13 protein-coding genes and 2 pseudogenes are annotated in these 15,586 nt (G+C 50.2%); 9 read left to right on the top strand and 6 right to left on the bottom strand.

Features of this window, described 5'->3' with window-relative positions; genetic code table 11:
- Positions 1 to 66: 66 nt before the first annotated feature.
- The 7 genes and pseudogenes from lsrA to tam all read left to right on the top strand — a co-directional run bounded on the left by lsrA (position 67) and on the right by tam (position 6,682).
- Entirely contained in the window at positions 67 to 1,602 is a 1,536-nt protein-coding gene (lsrA, locus tag K0778_RS02755; RefSeq protein ID WP_001194860.1) for an autoinducer 2 ABC transporter ATP-binding protein LsrA, read from the top strand.
- Positions 1,596 to 2,625, top strand: a pseudogene (lsrC, locus tag K0778_RS02750) (autoinducer 2 ABC transporter permease LsrC). The gene lsrA and the pseudogene lsrC overlap by 7 nt, the downstream one beginning before the upstream one ends.
- On the top strand, positions 2,625 to 3,617 hold the full coding sequence (lsrD, locus tag K0778_RS02745) for an autoinducer 2 ABC transporter permease LsrD (protein ID WP_001222721.1): 993 nt from the start codon (positions 2,625 to 2,627) through the stop codon (positions 3,615 to 3,617). Before lsrC ends, lsrD begins: the two are co-directional and overlap by 1 nt.
- An 11-nt stretch (positions 3,618 to 3,628) precedes the next feature.
- Complete coding sequence (gene lsrB, locus K0778_RS02740; protein ID WP_063084866.1) at positions 3,629 to 4,651, top strand: autoinducer 2 ABC transporter substrate-binding protein LsrB; 1,023 nt, start codon at positions 3,629 to 3,631, stop codon at positions 4,649 to 4,651.
- 26 nt (positions 4,652 to 4,677) lie between these two features.
- Entirely contained in the window at positions 4,678 to 5,553 is an 876-nt protein-coding gene (gene lsrF / locus K0778_RS02735) for a 3-hydroxy-5-phosphonooxypentane-2,4-dione thiolase (protein ID WP_000774189.1), read from the top strand.
- 23 nt (positions 5,554 to 5,576) lie between these two features.
- Positions 5,577 to 5,867, top strand: a complete 291-nt coding sequence (lsrG, locus tag K0778_RS02730) for a (4S)-4-hydroxy-5-phosphonooxypentane-2,3-dione isomerase (protein WP_000558527.1) — start codon at positions 5,577 to 5,579, stop codon at positions 5,865 to 5,867.
- A 56-nt stretch (positions 5,868 to 5,923) separates the two neighbouring features.
- Positions 5,924 to 6,682, top strand: coding sequence for a trans-aconitate 2-methyltransferase (gene tam / locus K0778_RS02725; protein WP_001286597.1), 759 nt, complete (start codon positions 5,924 to 5,926; stop codon positions 6,680 to 6,682).
- 3 nt (positions 6,683 to 6,685) lie between these two features.
- Here the strand turns inward: tam and K0778_RS02720 are convergent, their stop codons facing one another.
- From K0778_RS02720 to sad, 6 genes and pseudogenes are all read right to left on the bottom strand, one after another.
- Entirely contained in the window at positions 6,686 to 7,600 is a 915-nt protein-coding gene (locus tag K0778_RS02720) for a bestrophin family protein (protein ID WP_001313828.1), read from the bottom strand.
- 206 nt (positions 7,601 to 7,806) lie between these two features.
- The gene (gene uxaB / locus K0778_RS02715; protein WP_000854633.1) at positions 7,807 to 9,258 is read right to left on the bottom strand and encodes a tagaturonate reductase; all 1,452 of its coding nucleotides are present in this window, start codon (positions 9,256 to 9,258) and stop codon (positions 7,807 to 7,809) included.
- Between the two features lie 226 nt (positions 9,259 to 9,484).
- Positions 9,485 to 10,471 (bottom strand): annotated as a pseudogene (locus K0778_RS02710) (GGDEF domain-containing protein); the annotation flags it as partial.
- 72 nt (positions 10,472 to 10,543) lie between these two features.
- A complete protein-coding gene (locus tag K0778_RS02705) occupies positions 10,544 to 10,903 on the bottom strand; it encodes a DUF4186 domain-containing protein (RefSeq protein WP_001191019.1) in 360 nt (119 codons plus the stop codon).
- Positions 10,903 to 11,829, bottom strand: coding sequence for a glutaminase B (gene glsB, locus K0778_RS02700; protein ID WP_000257409.1), 927 nt, complete (start codon positions 11,827 to 11,829; stop codon positions 10,903 to 10,905). Before glsB ends, K0778_RS02705 begins: the two co-directional genes overlap by 1 nt.
- Positions 11,830 to 11,892: 63 nt before the next feature.
- Complete coding sequence (gene sad / locus K0778_RS02695; RefSeq protein WP_000156615.1) at positions 11,893 to 13,281, bottom strand: succinate-semialdehyde dehydrogenase; 1,389 nt, start codon at positions 13,279 to 13,281, stop codon at positions 11,893 to 11,895.
- A gap of 100 nt (positions 13,282 to 13,381) precedes the next feature.
- Here sad and K0778_RS02690 point away from each other — a divergent pair, with 100 nt between their 5' ends.
- A complete protein-coding gene (locus K0778_RS02690; RefSeq protein ID WP_000366501.1) occupies positions 13,382 to 14,263 on the top strand; it encodes a LysR family transcriptional regulator in 882 nt (293 codons plus the stop codon).
- A 77-nt stretch (positions 14,264 to 14,340) separates the two neighbouring features.
- Positions 14,341 to 15,456 (top strand): putative protein YneK, encoded by a 1,116-nt coding sequence (gene yneK / locus K0778_RS02685; protein WP_063084869.1) that lies wholly within the window; start codon positions 14,341 to 14,343, stop codon positions 15,454 to 15,456.
- Positions 15,457 to 15,586 lie beyond the last annotated feature (130 nt).

Raw genomic sequence — 15,586 nt, 5'->3', positions numbered from 1 at the left:
TATGAACAAATTAAAAGCAGAAATACATTTGTTCAAAACTCACCTGCAAAACTGAACGGGGGAAATATGCAAACGAGTGATACCCGCGCGTTACCGCTACTTTGCGCCCGCTCGGTTTATAAACAGTATTCAGGGGTCAATGTCCTGAAAGGCATCGATTTTACGTTGCATCAGGGGGAGGTCCACGCCCTGCTCGGCGGCAATGGTGCCGGTAAATCGACGTTAATGAAGATTATTGCCGGTATTACCCCTGCTGATAGCGGTACGCTGGAGATTGAGGGCAACAACTACGTCAGATTAACGCCAGTTCATGCTCATCAGCTGGGTATTTATCTCGTTCCCCAGGAACCGCTGCTTTTCCCAAGCCTGTCGATAAAAGAAAACATCCTGTTTGGGCTGGCAAAAAAACAGCTCTCCATGCAGAAAATGAAGAACTTGCTGGCGGCGCTGGGCTGCCAGTTTGATCTGCATAGTCTGGCAGGATCGCTGGATGTCGCCGATCGCCAAATGGTGGAAATCCTCCGCGGGCTGATGCGCGACTCGCGGATTCTGATCCTCGATGAACCTACCGCCTCGCTTACCCCTGCGGAAACCGAACGCTTGTTTAGTCGCTTGCAAGAGCTGCTTGCTACTGGCGTGGGTATTGTTTTTATCTCGCATAAGCTGCCGGAAATTCGCCAGATTGCCGATCGAATTAGCGTGATGCGCGACGGAACCATCGCCTTAAGCGGCAAAACCAGCGAACTGTCTACCGACGACATTATTCAGGCCATCACCCCAGCGGTACGGGAAAAATCGCTCTCTGCCAGCCAAAAATTATGGCTGGAGTTACCTGGTAACCGCCCACAACATGCCGCCGGAACGCCGGTGCTGACACTGGAAAATCTGACCGGCGAAGGTTTCAGGAATGTCAGCCTGACGCTCAATGCCGGAGAAATTCTGGGCCTGGCTGGGCTGGTGGGGGCCGGACGCACAGAACTGGCCGAGACGCTCTATGGTCTGCGTACTTTGCGTGGCGGACGCATTATGCTGAATGGTAAAGAGATCAATAAATTATCCACTGGAGAACGTTTACTGCGCGGTCTGGTTTATCTGCCGGAAGATCGCCAGTCATCCGGACTGAATCTCGATGCTTCGCTGGCCTGGAACGTCTGCGCCCTTACTCATAACCTTCGTGGATTCTGGGCGAAAACCGCGAAAGATAATGCCACCCTGGAACGTTATCGTCGGGCGCTGAATATTAAATTCAACCAACCGGAACAAGCTGCACGGACATTATCCGGTGGCAACCAGCAAAAAATCCTCATTGCCAAATGCCTGGAAGCTTCGCCGCAAGTATTGATTGTCGATGAGCCGACGCGCGGCGTGGATGTCTCGGCCCGTAATGATATCTACCAGCTGTTGCGCAGCATCGCCGCACAAAATGTGGCTGTGCTGCTTATCTCCTCCGACCTGGAAGAGATCGAACTGATGGCAGATCGTGTGTATGTGATGCATCAGGGCGAAATTACCCACTCTGCACTGACCGAGCGCGATATTAATGTCGAGACTATTATGCGCGTTGCCTTCGGCGATAGTCAGCGTCAGGAGGCGTCATGCTGAAGTTTATTCAGAACAACCGTGAAATCACGGCACTGCTGGCGGTGGTGCTGCTGTTTGTATTACCCGGTTTTCTCGACCGCCAGTATTTAAGTGTGCAAACGCTGACCATGGTTTATAGCAGCGCGCAAATCCTGATCCTGCTGGCAATGGGCGCGACGCTGGTAATGCTTACGCGCAATATTGATGTTTCAGTGGGTTCCGATTACCGGAATGTGCGCGGTGCTGTTGGGGATGTTACTGAACGCAGGATATTCACTACCTGTTGCTTGTGTCGCGACTTTACTGCTTGGTTTGCTCGCGGGATTTTTCAACGGTGTCCTGGTCGCGTGGCTAAAGATCCCTGCCATTGTTGCCACCCTTGGCACGTTAGGGTTGTACAGAGGCATCATGTTGCTGTGGACTGGCGGCAAATGGATTGAAGGGTTACCCGCCGAACTGAAACAGCTCTCCGCCCCGCTGCTGCTTGGCGTTTCAGCAATTGGTTGGTTGACGATAATTCTGGTGGCATTTATGGCCTGGCTGCTGGCAAAGACGGCGTTTGGACGCAGTTTTTATGCCACGGGCGATAATTTACAGGGCGCTCGTCAACTGGGCGTTCGTACTGAAGCCATTCGCATTGTGGCATTTTCGTTGAACGGCTGCATGGCGGCACTGGCGGGAATTGTGTTTGCTTCGCAGATTGGTTTTATCCCCAACCAGACCGGTACCGGGCTGGAGATGAAAGCAATTGCAGCCTGCGTGCTGGGCGGCATTAGTTTGCTCGGTGGTTCCGGTGCGATCATTGGTGCGGTACTCGGCGCATGGTTCCTGACGCAGATCGATAGCGTACTGGTGCTGTTGCGCATTCCGGCATGGTGGAATGATTTTATCGCGGGTCTGGTTCTGCTGGCGGTGCTGGTGTTTGATGGACGCCTGCGTTGTGCGCTGGAACGTAATCTACGGCGGCAAAAATATGCCCGCTTTATGACGCCACCGCCATCCGTTAAACCCGCTTCGTCAGGTAAAAAACGGGAGGCCGCATAATGCGTATTCGCTACGGTTGGGAACTGGCTCTTGCCGCACTGCTCGTTATTGAGATTGTCGCATTTGGTGCAATTAACCCGCGGATGTTAGATCTCAATATGTTGCTGTTCAGCACCAGTGACTTTATCTGCATTGGCATTGTCGCCCTACCGCTGACGATGGTGATTGTCAGTGGCGGGATCGATATTTCGTTTGGTTCGACCATCGGCCTCTGCGCCATTGCATTGGGCGTACTGTTTCAAAGTGGTGTGCCGATGCCGCTGGCGATACTCCTGACCTTACTGCTCGGCGCATTGTGCGGGCTGATCAACGCCGGATTAATTATCTATACCAAAGTTAACCCGCTGGTGATTACGCTTGGCACGCTGTATCTGTTTGCCGGAAGCGCTCTGCTGCTTTCCGGTATGGCCGGAGCGACGGGGTACGAAGGTATTGGTGGATTCCCGATGGCGTTTACAGATTTCGCTAACCTGGATGTGCTGGGACTCCCCGTTCCGCTGATTATCTTCCTGATATGTCTCCTCGTTTTCTGGCTCTGGCTGCATAAAACCCATGCCGGACGTAATGTGTTTTTGATTGGGCAAAGCCCGCGCGTGGCGCTTTATAGCGCGATTCCAGTTAACCGCACCTTATGTGCGCTCTATGCCATGACGGGGCTGGCGTCTGCGGTCGCCGCTGTGCTGCTGGTATCGTATTTTGGTTCAGCACGTTCCGATCTCGGTGCGTCGTTTCTGATGCCCGCCATCACCGCCGTGGTGCTTGGCGGTGCCAATATTTATGGTGGTTCCGGTTCCATTATCGGCACCGCCATTGCGGTTTTATTAGTGGGATATTTGCAACAAGGTTTGCAAATGGCAGGAGTGCCAAATCAGGTGTCCAGCGCCCTTTCCGGTGCGCTACTTATCGTCGTTGTCGTAGGTCGTTCCGTTAGCCTGCATCGCCAGCAAATTAAAGAGTGGCTGGCGCGTCGGGCCAATAACCCATTGCCATAAAGGATATCTTCATGACACTTCATCGCTTTAAGAAAATCGCCTTACTTAGCGTTCTTGGCATTGCCGCAATCTCTATGAATGTGCAGGCCGCAGAGCGTATTGCATTTATTCCCAAACTGGTTGGCGTGGGATTTTTTACCAGCGGTGGCAACGGCGCACAACAAGCGGGTAAAGAGCTGGGCGTTGATGTGACCTACGACGGGCCGACAGAACCCAGTGTTTCTGGTCAGGTACAGTTGATTAATAACTTCGTCAATCAAGGTTATAACGCCATTATCGTTTCTGCGGTTTCGCCTGATGGCTTGTGTCCGGCACTGAAACGCGCCATGCAACGTGGTGTGAGAGTGCTGACCTGGGACTCTGATACTAAACCGGAGTGCCGCTCTTACTACATTAATCAGGGAACGCCCGCCCAGTTGGGAGGTATGTTGGTGGATATGGCGGCGCGTCAGGTGAATAAAGACAAAGCCAAAGTCGCGTTTTTCTACTCAAGCCCCACCGTTACGGACCAAAACCAGTGGGTGAAAGAAGCGAAAGCGAAAATCGCCAAAGAGCATCCTGGCTGGGAAATTGTCACTACGCAGTTTGGCTATAACGATGCCACTAAATCATTACAAACCGCAGAAGGAATATTAAAAGCGTATAGCGATCTCGACGCCATTATCGCCCCCGATGCCAACGCCCTGCCCGCTGCCGCACAAGCCGCAGAAAACTTGAAAAATGACAAAGTAGCGATTGTCGGATTCAGTACGCCAAACGTGATGCGTCCATATGTGGAACGCGGCACGGTGAAAGAATTTGGCCTGTGGAATGTGGTTCAGCAAGGCAAAATTTCAGTGTATGTCGCGGATGCATTATTGAAAAAAGGATCAATGAAAACGGGCGACAAGCTGGATATCCAGGGCGTAGGTCAGGTTGAAGTCTCGCCAAATAGCGTTCAGGGCTATGACTACGAAGCGGATGGTAATGGCATCGTACTGTTACCGGAGCGCGTGATATTCAACAAAGAGAATATCGGCAAATACGATTTCTGATGTGCATTACTTAACCGGAGTAAGTTATGGCAGATTTAGACGATATTAAAGATGGTAAAGATTTTCGTACCGATCAACCGCAACAAAATATCCCTTTTACCCTGAAAGGTTGCGGTGCGCTGGATTGGGGAATGCAGTCACGCTTATCGCGGATATTTAATCCGAAAACGGGTAATACCGTGATGCTGGCCTTTGATCATGGTTATTTTCAGGGGCCGACTACCGGACTTGAACGCATTGATATAAATATCGCCCCGCTGTTTGAACATGCCGATGTATTAATGTGTACGCGCGGCATTTTGCGCAGCGTAGTTCCCCCAGCGACCAATAAGCCGGTGGTACTGAGGGCGTCAGGTGCGAACTCTATTCTGGCGGAATTAAGTAATGAAGCCGTGGCGTTATCGATGGATGATGCCGTGCGCCTGAACAGTTGCGCGGTGGCGGCGCAGGTTTATATCGGCAGCGAATATGAACATCAGTCGATCAAAAATATTATTCAGCTGGTTGATGCCGGAATGAAAGTGGGAATGCCGACCATGGCCGTGACTGGCGTGGGCAAAGATATGGTGCGCGATCAGCGTTATTTCTCGCTCGCGACTCGAATCGCCGCTGAAATGGGGGCGCAAATTATCAAAACCTATTATGTCGAAAAAGGTTTTGAACGGATTGTTGCCGGATGTCCGGTACCCATTGTTATTGCTGGCGGTAAAAAATTACCGGAGCGCGAGGCGCTGGAAATGTGCTGGCAGGCTATCGATCAGGGCGCTTCTGGTGTGGATATGGGGCGTAATATTTTCCAGTCTGACCATCCGGTGGCGATGATGAAAGCCGTACAGGCGGTGGTTCACCATAACGAAACGGCTGATCGAGCATATGAACTCTATCTGAGTGAAAAACAGTAACTGCGGATCTAAGGAGAAGAATTATGCACGTCACACTGGTTGAAATTAACGTTCATGAAGACAAGGTTGACGAGTTTATCGAAGTTTTTCGCCAGAACCACCTGGGCTCTGTACAGGAAGAAGGCAATTTGCGCTTCGATGTCTTACAGGACCCGGAAGTGAATTCGCGCTTTTATATCTACGAAGCCTATAAAGATGAAGACGCAGTGGCGTTCCATAAAACCACGCCCCACTACAAAACCTGTGTCGCGAAACTGGAATCTTTAATGACCGGGCCGCGTAAAAAACGTCTGTTCAATGGTTTGATGCCGTGAGGCGAATTTATCAATTTTATCTACAATTGGGGTAACGCGCTGACGGGAGTAAAAAAATGTCTGACTGGAACCCCTCTTTATATTTGCACTTTTCCGCTGAACGATCGCGTCCGGCGGTGGAGCTGCTTGCCAGAGTGCCGCTGGAAAATGTCGAATATGTTGCCGATCTTGGCTGTGGCCCAGGTAACAGCACCGCCCTTCTACAACAACGTTGGCCTGCGGCCAGGATAACAGGCATCGACTCGTCTCCGGCGATGATTGCTGAAGCGCGCAGTGCTTTGCCAGACTGCCAGTTCGTGGAAGCAGACATCCGCAACTGGCAACCGGTACAGGCACTCGATCTGATTTTTGCTAATGCCTCACTGCAATGGCTGCCCGACCACTACGAATTGTTTCCTCATCTGGTTTCTTTACTTAATCCGCAGGGCGTGCTGGCAGTACAGATGCCAGATAACTGGCTGGAGCCGACCCATGTGCTCATGCGCGAAGTTGCCTGGGAACAAAACTACCCGGATCGCGGGCGTGAGCCGTTGGCTGGCGTTCATGCTTACTACGATATTTTGAGCGAAGCCGGATGTGAGGTCGATATCTGGCGAACCACCTACTATCACCAGATGCCGTCACACCAGGCGATTATCGATTGGGTGACTGCCACTGGATTACGTCCGTGGTTACAGGATCTGACCGAGAGCGAACAGCAGCTTTTTCTTAAGCGCTACCATCAGATGCTGGAAGAGCAGTATCCACTGCAAGAGAACGGACAGATACTGCTGGCATTTCCGCGTCTGTTTATTGTTGCCCGGCGTATGGAGTAAATATCACGTCAGCTGGTAATGACGATCGGGAAGAATTTTTGCTGGAATTTCGGCTTCATCGTTCATCTGTAACAGGTCAATTTCAATAGCGTTGCAGATGGCATCCAGTGGTAAATCATTGTTTTCAGTACCGAACGGATCTTCCAGTTCTTCCGCCAGACAATCCAGCGAAATAAAAGTGTAGGAAATCAGCACAGAGATAAAAGGCGTCATGTAATGCAGGTCCACGACCAGCGCGAACGGCAGCATGATACAAAACAGATAAACGGTACGATGCAAAATCAGGGTGTAGGCAAAGGGAATTGGCGTATAGGCAATGCGCTCGCATCCTGCCAGGACCGCTGAAATATCATTAAGCCGATCGTTGAGGCTAATAAACAGGATATCTGAAAGCTGTCCATTGCGGCGCTGAACCGCCAACCATTCTCCCATTATTAACAAGATACGGTTAGCTGGAGAGTTCGAAGCCAGTACACGCTGAAGATCTTCAGTCTTGAGATAATGAGCCAGCACTTCCGCCTGTGGCTGTTTGCGTAATGTCATGCGTAAACAGTGGGCGAAAGCGATTTGCAGCCGGGCAAACTCCCTTACACTTGCCGAATCCGGCAATGTCGTTTTTACCTCGCGCAGTAACGACCGTGAGGCAATCATCAACTGCCCCCAAAGTTTTCGCGCTTCAACGTAACGGGCGTACCCGGCATTATTACGAAAACCAAGAAAAATGGCGATGGCGACACCGAGAATGCTGAACGGTGCGAGGGTGAATTTGATGCCCAGATGCGTGTACCAGGGCAGCATGAAAATAACAGCGATAGAAAAGAGAAAATTGAGTAGTAAGCGCGAGGATATCTTGGATAATACTGAGCCGTGCCAGACAAAAATACGGCGCAGCCAGTGTTGTTGTGGACGAACAATCATGGTTATCTTCAGGCGTGGAAAAGTCGCCCTATTAAACGTGATTACGATCACATTCTCAAGACGCTACTTACAAATTACCTACAAGCTTACAACATTAGCAGGCGCTGCATGTGGCACCTGTTAATGATAAAGGCATATAGGATGTTGTAACTAATATGGTGAAATAAGAAACCCGGTCGAAACCGGGTTCAGAAGTAACGGTGTTATTAGCACAACGGACGTACAGCTTCGCGCATCCCTTTTTCGAGAATCGCATCCAGGTCATTAGCAACCTGCTCGACCAGACCAGGCACTTGCGTCAGGTCCTGCTCCCAGTGGTCTTTTTCTGCCAAAACAATCGCTACCAGTTCCTGGGTGCCGATAACACGGTCACGATGCTGGCTCCAGAGTTGCTGATAACGTTCCAGCCAGTGTGCATCGTCCTGTACCGGATATGTTTCGCCGTTACGCTCACCACGATAGAACGCAATCAATGCCGCTAATGCGAAAGTAAGGCGCGCCGGAAGTGTGCCGTTTGCCTTCTGCCCTGCCAGCAGCTGTGGCAGGATGCGGGTGCGGAACTTGGTCATACCGTTGAGCGCGATAGACAGCAGCTGATGCTTAATGTACGGGTTACGGAAACGCCCGGTGACTGCACTGGCGAAAGATTCCAGTTCATCACGAGGCAAATCCAGTACCGGAATAATTTCTTCGTAGATAGCTTTTTCAACGAATGCGCAAATTTCAGCATCGTTCATCGCTTCACCTACGGTATCCAGCCCTGCCTGGAACGCCACCGGCACCAGCGCGGTGTGCGCACCGTTGAGGATTGCCACTTTGCGTTCTTTGTACGGTTTAATATCGTCAACAATCAGCACGTTGAGCGGATATTTGTCCAGACGCAGTTCAGTCGCTAAGGATTTCGGTCCCTGAATCACAAACAGGTAAAAGTGTTCAGCGGTGTCGAGAAAACCATCGTGATAACCCAGTTCTTCTTCCAGTTTAGCCACTTCATCGCGCGGATAACCGGTAACGATACGGTCCACCAGCGTAGAACAGAAGCTGTTAGCCTGATCCAGCCATTGAATAAATGCTTCTGGCAGTGCCCACTCTTGCGCATAGCGCAGCACCAGTTCACGCAACGCGTCGCCATTGTAGTCAATCAACTCACACGGAATGATGATCCAACCTTTATCCAGCGCACCGTTGAAATGGCTAAAGCGTTCGAACAGCAGACGGGTCAGTTTTGCCGGATAGCTTACCGCTGGCGCGTCATCGAATTTATCGCCCGCATGGTAGCTGATACCCGCTTCGGTGGTGTTAGAGAAAACAAAGCGCATTTCCGGGTTGTGCGCCAGTTTCAGGAATTCATCGTATTCACTGTAGACGCTGATTTCACGATTAACCGAGCGAATCAGACGCGCGTCGCTGACCGCTTCCCCCTTCTCATTCAGGCCACGGATAATGGTGGTGTACAGACCATCCTGCGTGCTCAGTGACGGCGGGAATGAAGTTTCAATCGGACGAACAACGACCACGCCAGAATTCAGATCGGTGTGCTCATTCAGGAGATCGATTTGCCAGTCAACAAAGGCGCGCAGGAAGTTACCTTCACCAAACTGAATGATACGTTCTGGATACTGTGCACCGGGAAAATCGCGACGATTTAGTGTTTTCACAATGGGTTCCCTTCTGATTAGTCATACAACCTGTTTGAATTGGTACGACAGGTTAGCAAACTTTAATACGCCGAACCCCTGTTTTGATCAACTCCTGATGATTAATGAGCAGTTTTATGAGAAAAGTGTGGCGCGGATCATGGTTTAATCGAGGAAAAACGCCTTTTCCTGGATCATAAAGTGGTAGAACACATTGCATTCAAATCGCGCGTAATGAATAAAGATGTCAGACAACTTCCTCACCGTAACGCATAGTGCTGGTACGGTTGCGCCCATCTTTCTTCGAGCGATACAGACACGTATCGGCTTCGACCATCAATTTATTAAAGTCATCGGTCAGCGTTCGGTACGATGCGCGACCACTACCGACGCCAATACTTACCGTGAGATAAAGCGTTTTTTGTTGCCAGGTGAATGGTTGCAGTTCAACGCCTTTACGGATTTTTTCCGCCATTAGCAGACCATCGACAGGATTCACCGACGGCACTGCAACAGCAAATTCTTCGCCGCCCATTCGCGCCACCAGCCCCTTATCACCGACAATCTTCTGAATATGCCGGGCAAACACGCTTAACACTTTATCGCCACATTCATGTCCATAGTTATCGTTAATGCTTTTGAAATAGTCGATATCAAGCAGCATGACAGTCAGATGTTGTGTCTGTTTCAGCGATGGACTTTTCAGCGCCTCATAAAGACCGGACCGTGAGTAAACCTGAGTCAGAAAATCAAAGTCGGCTCGCAGCGCAACTTGCTTCATTAGCGAATTGATCGCTGCCACGCTAAAAGAAACCATAATTGGGCATATCGCCATCGTGGCAATACCGAGACGTGCGGAGAACATTTGCGGAATGGAGAACGGCGAACCGACCGAGATATCAATCACCGAATTTGCCACCAGTACGATTTCCACCGCACCGGTGACAAAGGTCAACAGACATGTTACCTGCGGCGTATAGCGCACTGCCCACCAGATTAATGCAGGCAGCGGGAACGCCAGACTCCCCGCTCCGCCAATGACTACCGAGGCAATAACCGACACAATAAGCGCGATGGCGGGCATCATCTGTTCTGCTTTAAAGCGCGGCAGCACTCCAGGAATAGCCAACGTCAGCATACAAGGCACGATCAACACGCCCGTTGAGAATTGCTCACTGAACCAGTCCGCAAGCAAAGGCCAGAAATCCAGACTATCAATACTGACCGAACCAAGATAGCATGTTCGCTGACAGCGGCGGCAAATAAAGGTACCCTGGGAATGCTATTTTGTCGTTTTCCGCAATTCTCATGGCTGATTCATCTGTACAACCAGCCAGTGATAGATTACCGCCACGATATAACGTTGTTGTTCTTCGCTTAACGAAACACCCTGCGGAATGTTATGCCACTTAGCCAGACAACCGCGACAGCAGGTCGCGGTGGCGTGCTGAGCGATAAACACCGGATGCCCGCGCATGGGGGTTTGCTTACCGTCATTAACCGGTAATGCCGCAGCAAGACGTTTAGCGACAAAATCCGCCGCATGTTGTTCGATGACTGGCGCGCCTTTCTCCAGACAATACTGACGCTCTTTCATGCCCAAACGAAAGCGAGAGCGAAATTTTGAACGGGATAAACGCGCGAAGAGAGGATCGAGAGACTGCATTAATAAACCGAACGCCCTAACTGTTTCGTCAATTGTTCAAGGACGGCAATGCCCGCAAGCGAGTTACCTGCATCATCCAGTTCCGGACTCCAGACTGCGATGGCCATTTCATGCGGAACAATCGCCACAATACCGCCCCCAACGCCAGATTTCGCCGGTAGTCCCACCCGCCAGGCAAACTCCCCCGCGTTCTGGTACATACCACTGGTCGCCATCAGCGCGTTAATTTGCCGCGCCTGCATTGGCGTCACCACTGGTTCATCAATATGAATAGCTTTCCCCTGATTAGCCAGAAAGACAAACGTCCGGGCCAGCTCTACACAGCTCATTTTCAGAGCGCAGTAATGAAAGTAGTTTTGCAGAACGGTTGTCACGTCATGATGGAAATTGCCAAACGACTTCATCAGCCAGGCGATAGCCGCATTTCGCGCGGAATGTTCAAATTCGGAACGCGCTACCACCGTATCGTAGGAAATATCAGACACACCGCTTAAGCCGCGCACGACTTCCAGCATACGTTGCCGTGGTGCGCTTAATCGCCCTTGCAACATATCGCAGACCACCAGCGCACCGGCATTAATGAACGGATTACGCGGTATACCCTGCTCCATTTCCAGTTGCACTAAGGAATTGAACGGTGATCCAGACGGATCTTTGCCGACGCGTTGCCAGATTTCCTCTTCGGAGTAATGACGCATGGCGACAACGAGACTCAGCACTTTGGAAATAGACTGAATGGAAAAACGTTCTTGCGCGTCTCCGGCCTGAAAAAGCTGTCCGTCAACGGTACAGATAGCAATCCCCAATCGGGAACCGTCTACTGTAGCCAGCGCCGGAATATAATCCGCGACTTTACCCTGACCAATGAGCGGCCGCACTTGCCGCAAGATGTTTTCTAAAATTGCATTATCCATGGCGACTGCCACTTTCTACTCCTGGACCGCAGGTCTGAAAAGACCTGCGAGTATATCAGAGCTGAATATGTCGCGTCAGATCCGGTCTTTCCACACCGTCTGGATATTACAGAATTCGTGTAAGCCGAAATGGGAAAGCTCACGACCAAAGCCACTCTTTTTCACGCCACCAAAGGCCACTCGCGCGTCGCTGGCACAATAACCATTGATAAACACCCCACCGCATTCCAGACGTGCCGCCATCTGTCTGGCCTGTGTTTCGTCAGTGGTAAAAATGGTCGCTGAAAGGCCGAACTCACTATCATTAGCCAGTTCCAGTGCATGTTCTGCATCTTTCGCAATGGTGATTGCCGCAACGGGGCCAAACATTTCTTCCCGAAACGCGGTCATTTCTGGGGTAACATTCGCCAGAACCGTTGGCGGATAGTAGTTACCTGCCCCAGCCATCTTTTCCCCGCCCAGTAACAAACGCGCACCCTGCGCCAGGGTTTTCTCCACCTGATGATGCAGCTCATCACGTAAATCAAAACGAGCCATTGGTCCGAGAGCGTTCTCTTCGTCACGGGGATCGCCCATTTTCAAGGCTGCCGCAGCTGCCACAAAACGTTCGGTAAATGCCGAAGCAATTCCCTCTTCGATAATAAAGCGTTTTGCCGCTGCACATACCTGTCCGGTATTCTGATAACGTCCGGCTACCGCCGCTTTCACCGCCAGTTCCAGATCGGCATCGTTAAGCACAATAAACGGATCCGAACCGCCCAGTTCCAGTACGCATTTTTTCAGTGCCGCTCCAGCCTGTGCGCCAATAGCCGCTCCCGCACGAACACTTCCGGTCACCGTGACAGCAGCAATGCGCGAGTCTTTAATCATCTGACTGACACCGTCGTTGTCGGCATTCAGCCAGCCATATACGCCTTGTGGGATACCCGCATCTTTAAACACCTGGGCAATGAGCTGTGCACAGCCCATCACATTCGGCGCATGTTTAAGTAAGTAGCCGTTACCTGCAAGAATGATGGGAACAGCGCCACGCATCACCTGCCATAACGGAAAATTCCACGGCATAATCGCCAGAATCGTCCCCAACGGTCGATACTCAATAACCGCCTGCTGATTTTCCACCAGCGTAGGTTCCGCCTTCAGCATTGCCGGACCATGTTCTGCATACCAGTCACACAAATTCGCCGATTTCGCCACTTCAGCGCGCGCCTGGTTGATTGGTTTGCCCATTTCGCGGGTGATCATTTGCGCCATTTCTTCGCTACGAGCGCGCAGAGCCTTACCGATATCACGCAGTTTTTCAGCACGATAATCTATATTTGTCTCGCGCCAGTCGCGAAAGCCTGCTGCCGCCAGCTGAAGTGCGTTTTCGATATCGTCAGCGCCAGCCCACGGCAGCACAGAAAGTTGTTCACCCGTGGCAGGATTTATCGAAATTGCATGAGTTGCCGGAGTAATGGTCATCGGGGTATCTCCTTTATGAGTCATGGTATGAAGATACGCAGATTTACTCTTGCTTTAAAATGAATAATATTAAGCCACTTATTCACGAATCGAGAATGCTATGGATCTGACCCAACTGGAGATGTTCAACGCGGTTGCCGAAGCTGGCAGCATAACCCAGGCTGCAGCAAAAGTGCATCGCGTGCCGTCGAATCTCACTACCCGTCTGCGCCAGCTGGAAACAGAACTGGGGGTTGATCTGTTTATTCGCGAGAATCAGCGTTTACGTCTCTCTCCTGCCGGGCATAACTTTTTACGCTATAGCCAACAAATTCTCGCGTTAGTGGATGAAGCGCGGAGCGTTGTCGCTGGCGATGAGCCGCAAGGTTTATTTTCTCTTGGTTCGCTGGAAAGCACCGCTGCAGTGCGCATTCCAGCCACGCTGGCGGAATTCAACCGTCGTTATCCCAAAATTCAGTTTTCACTTTCCACCGGCCCTTCCGGCACTATGCTGGATGGTGTACTGGAGGGAAAACTGAATGCGGCGTTTATTGATGGACCCATTAACCATACTGCCATCGACGGGATACCGGTATACCGCGAGGAACTGATGATCGTCACGCCACAAGGATATGCGCCAGTAACCCGTGCCAGTCAGGTTAATGGCAGTAACATTTATGCCTTCCGCGCCAATTGTTCGTATCGTCGCCACTTCGAGAGCTGGTTTCATGCTGACGGTGCCGCTCCGGGAACTATCCATGAGATGGAGTCTTATCACGGAATGTTGGCCTGTGTGATCGCAGGAGCAGGCATTGCGCTTATTCCGCGCTCTATGCTGGAAAGTATGCCGGGGCATCACCAGGTTGAAGCGTGGCCGTTAGCTGAGCAATGGCGTTGGTTAACAACCTGGCTGGTCTGGCGTCGTGGTGCGAAAACACGTCCGCTCGAGGCATTTATTCAACTGCTGGATGTGCCTGACTCGGCAAGACAGGGATATCAATGAGCTATTTTTGATAGTTCTTGCGGTTAATATGCTCTATATAGTGATGTTCCGATGACTTATGACTATATGGGGCAAATATGGTTACGCCAGTAAGCATCAGCAATTACATATCTCTTCCTGATAATTTTCCCGTACGTAATATTGCACCGCAGGTAAAAGAAGTTTTAAAGGATTTTATTGATGCACTTAGTACAATAATATGTAATGAAGAGTGGCGCACGTCTTTAAACATCAACTCAGCCACAAAAAAGATATTTAATAACCTTGACAACTTATCATATATTCAGAGGACTTCTTTTCGGGGTAACGACACGCTATACAATGAAAAGGTTCAGTTTAAACTCACTTATCCCGCCAGGAATGGAAGACACAAAGAAAATATTGAATTTCAGGTAGTAATAAATTTAAGCCCTATTTATTTAGATAATTTTCGCCATGATGGAGAAATTAATATTTTTTGCGCTCCCAACCCAAAGCCTGTCACTATGGGGCGCGTATTTCAGACCGGCGTCGAGCGTGTGCTCTTTCTGTTTCTGAATGATTTTATTGAACAATTTCCAATGATCAACCTTGGCGTTCCCATCAAAAGAGCGCATACACCACATATTGAACCCCTGCCTCCGGATCACCATACCGCTGCAGATTACTTACGCCAGTTTGATTTGCTTGTCCTGAATTTTATCTCTCGCGGTAATTTTGTCATACTCCCCCGATTATGGAGTAACTCTGAGGTTCACAGATGGTTCGTCAATAAAGATCCTAACTTGATCACCGCCATTCTCGACATAACAGACGGCGAATTAAAAGAGGATTTATTGCAAAGCCTGATGGATTCATTAGGTTCTAACAAACATGTACTACCCGAAGTCTGCATCTGCTTTTTATCCCTTTTAGCAGAACAAGAATCTCCTCATTTTCAGGACTTTTTTTTATTTTTCGCCAATATGTTATTGCACTATCACCAATTTATGAATCCCAATGAAAGTGATCTGAATGACGTGTTGATGCCAGCATCATTAAGTGATGATAAAATTATCAAACATATGGCGCGCAGGACCCTCAAACTGTTTGTAAAAAATGAAACGCCGCCAAAAGTTACTCACGAAGACCTGGTGAAAAACAGGCCTCGCTCCCCTGTCAGACCACCTATACCCGCAACCGCCAAAACGCCAGACCTTCCTGAACGTCATTAAACCGTGATGTTACCGACTCTCTGACGAGGAACAGAATCAGCGTCAGAGAAACGGAAAACGCGATCCAGATCACAAATGCATTGTATTCACATCATTAACCGTTTTAAGATCATTTCATCACTTTTTCGCA

Origin of the sequence: Escherichia sp. XD33 (assembly GCF_019375075.1) — a bacterium.
Classification (GTDB): Bacteria; Pseudomonadota; Gammaproteobacteria; order Enterobacterales; family Enterobacteriaceae; genus Enterobacter; species Enterobacter flexneri_A.
Note: the sequence above shows the minus strand (reverse complement) of the source record. Positions and strands in the feature narration are given on the sequence as shown.

What these genes read in the sequence shown, in the direction of transcription:
- lsrA (WP_001194860.1), top strand. Translation starts at nt 67, where the DNA reads ATGCAAACGAGTGATACCCGCGCGTTACCGCTACTTTGCGCCCGCTCG.
- K0778_RS02690 (WP_000366501.1), top strand. Translation starts at nt 13,382, where the DNA reads ATGGATCTGACCCAACTGGAGATGTTCAACGCGGTTGCCGAAGCTGGC.
- K0778_RS02705 (WP_001191019.1), bottom strand. Translation starts at nt 10,903, where the DNA reads ATGCAGTCTCTCGATCCTCTCTTCGCGCGTTTATCCCGTTCAAAATTT.
- tam (WP_001286597.1), top strand. Translation starts at nt 5,924, where the DNA reads ATGTCTGACTGGAACCCCTCTTTATATTTGCACTTTTCCGCTGAACGA.
- lsrG (WP_000558527.1), top strand. Translation starts at nt 5,577, where the DNA reads ATGCACGTCACACTGGTTGAAATTAACGTTCATGAAGACAAGGTTGAC.
- K0778_RS02720 (WP_001313828.1), bottom strand. Translation starts at nt 7,600, where the DNA reads ATGATTGTTCGTCCACAACAACACTGGCTGCGCCGTATTTTTGTCTGG.
- lsrB (WP_063084866.1), top strand. Translation starts at nt 3,629, where the DNA reads ATGACACTTCATCGCTTTAAGAAAATCGCCTTACTTAGCGTTCTTGGC.
- yneK (WP_063084869.1), top strand. Translation starts at nt 14,341, where the DNA reads ATGGTTACGCCAGTAAGCATCAGCAATTACATATCTCTTCCTGATAAT.
- lsrF (WP_000774189.1), top strand. Translation starts at nt 4,678, where the DNA reads ATGGCAGATTTAGACGATATTAAAGATGGTAAAGATTTTCGTACCGAT.
- lsrD (WP_001222721.1), top strand. Translation starts at nt 2,625, where the DNA reads ATGCGTATTCGCTACGGTTGGGAACTGGCTCTTGCCGCACTGCTCGTT.
- sad (WP_000156615.1), bottom strand. Translation starts at nt 13,281, where the DNA reads ATGACCATTACTCCGGCAACTCATGCAATTTCGATAAATCCTGCCACG.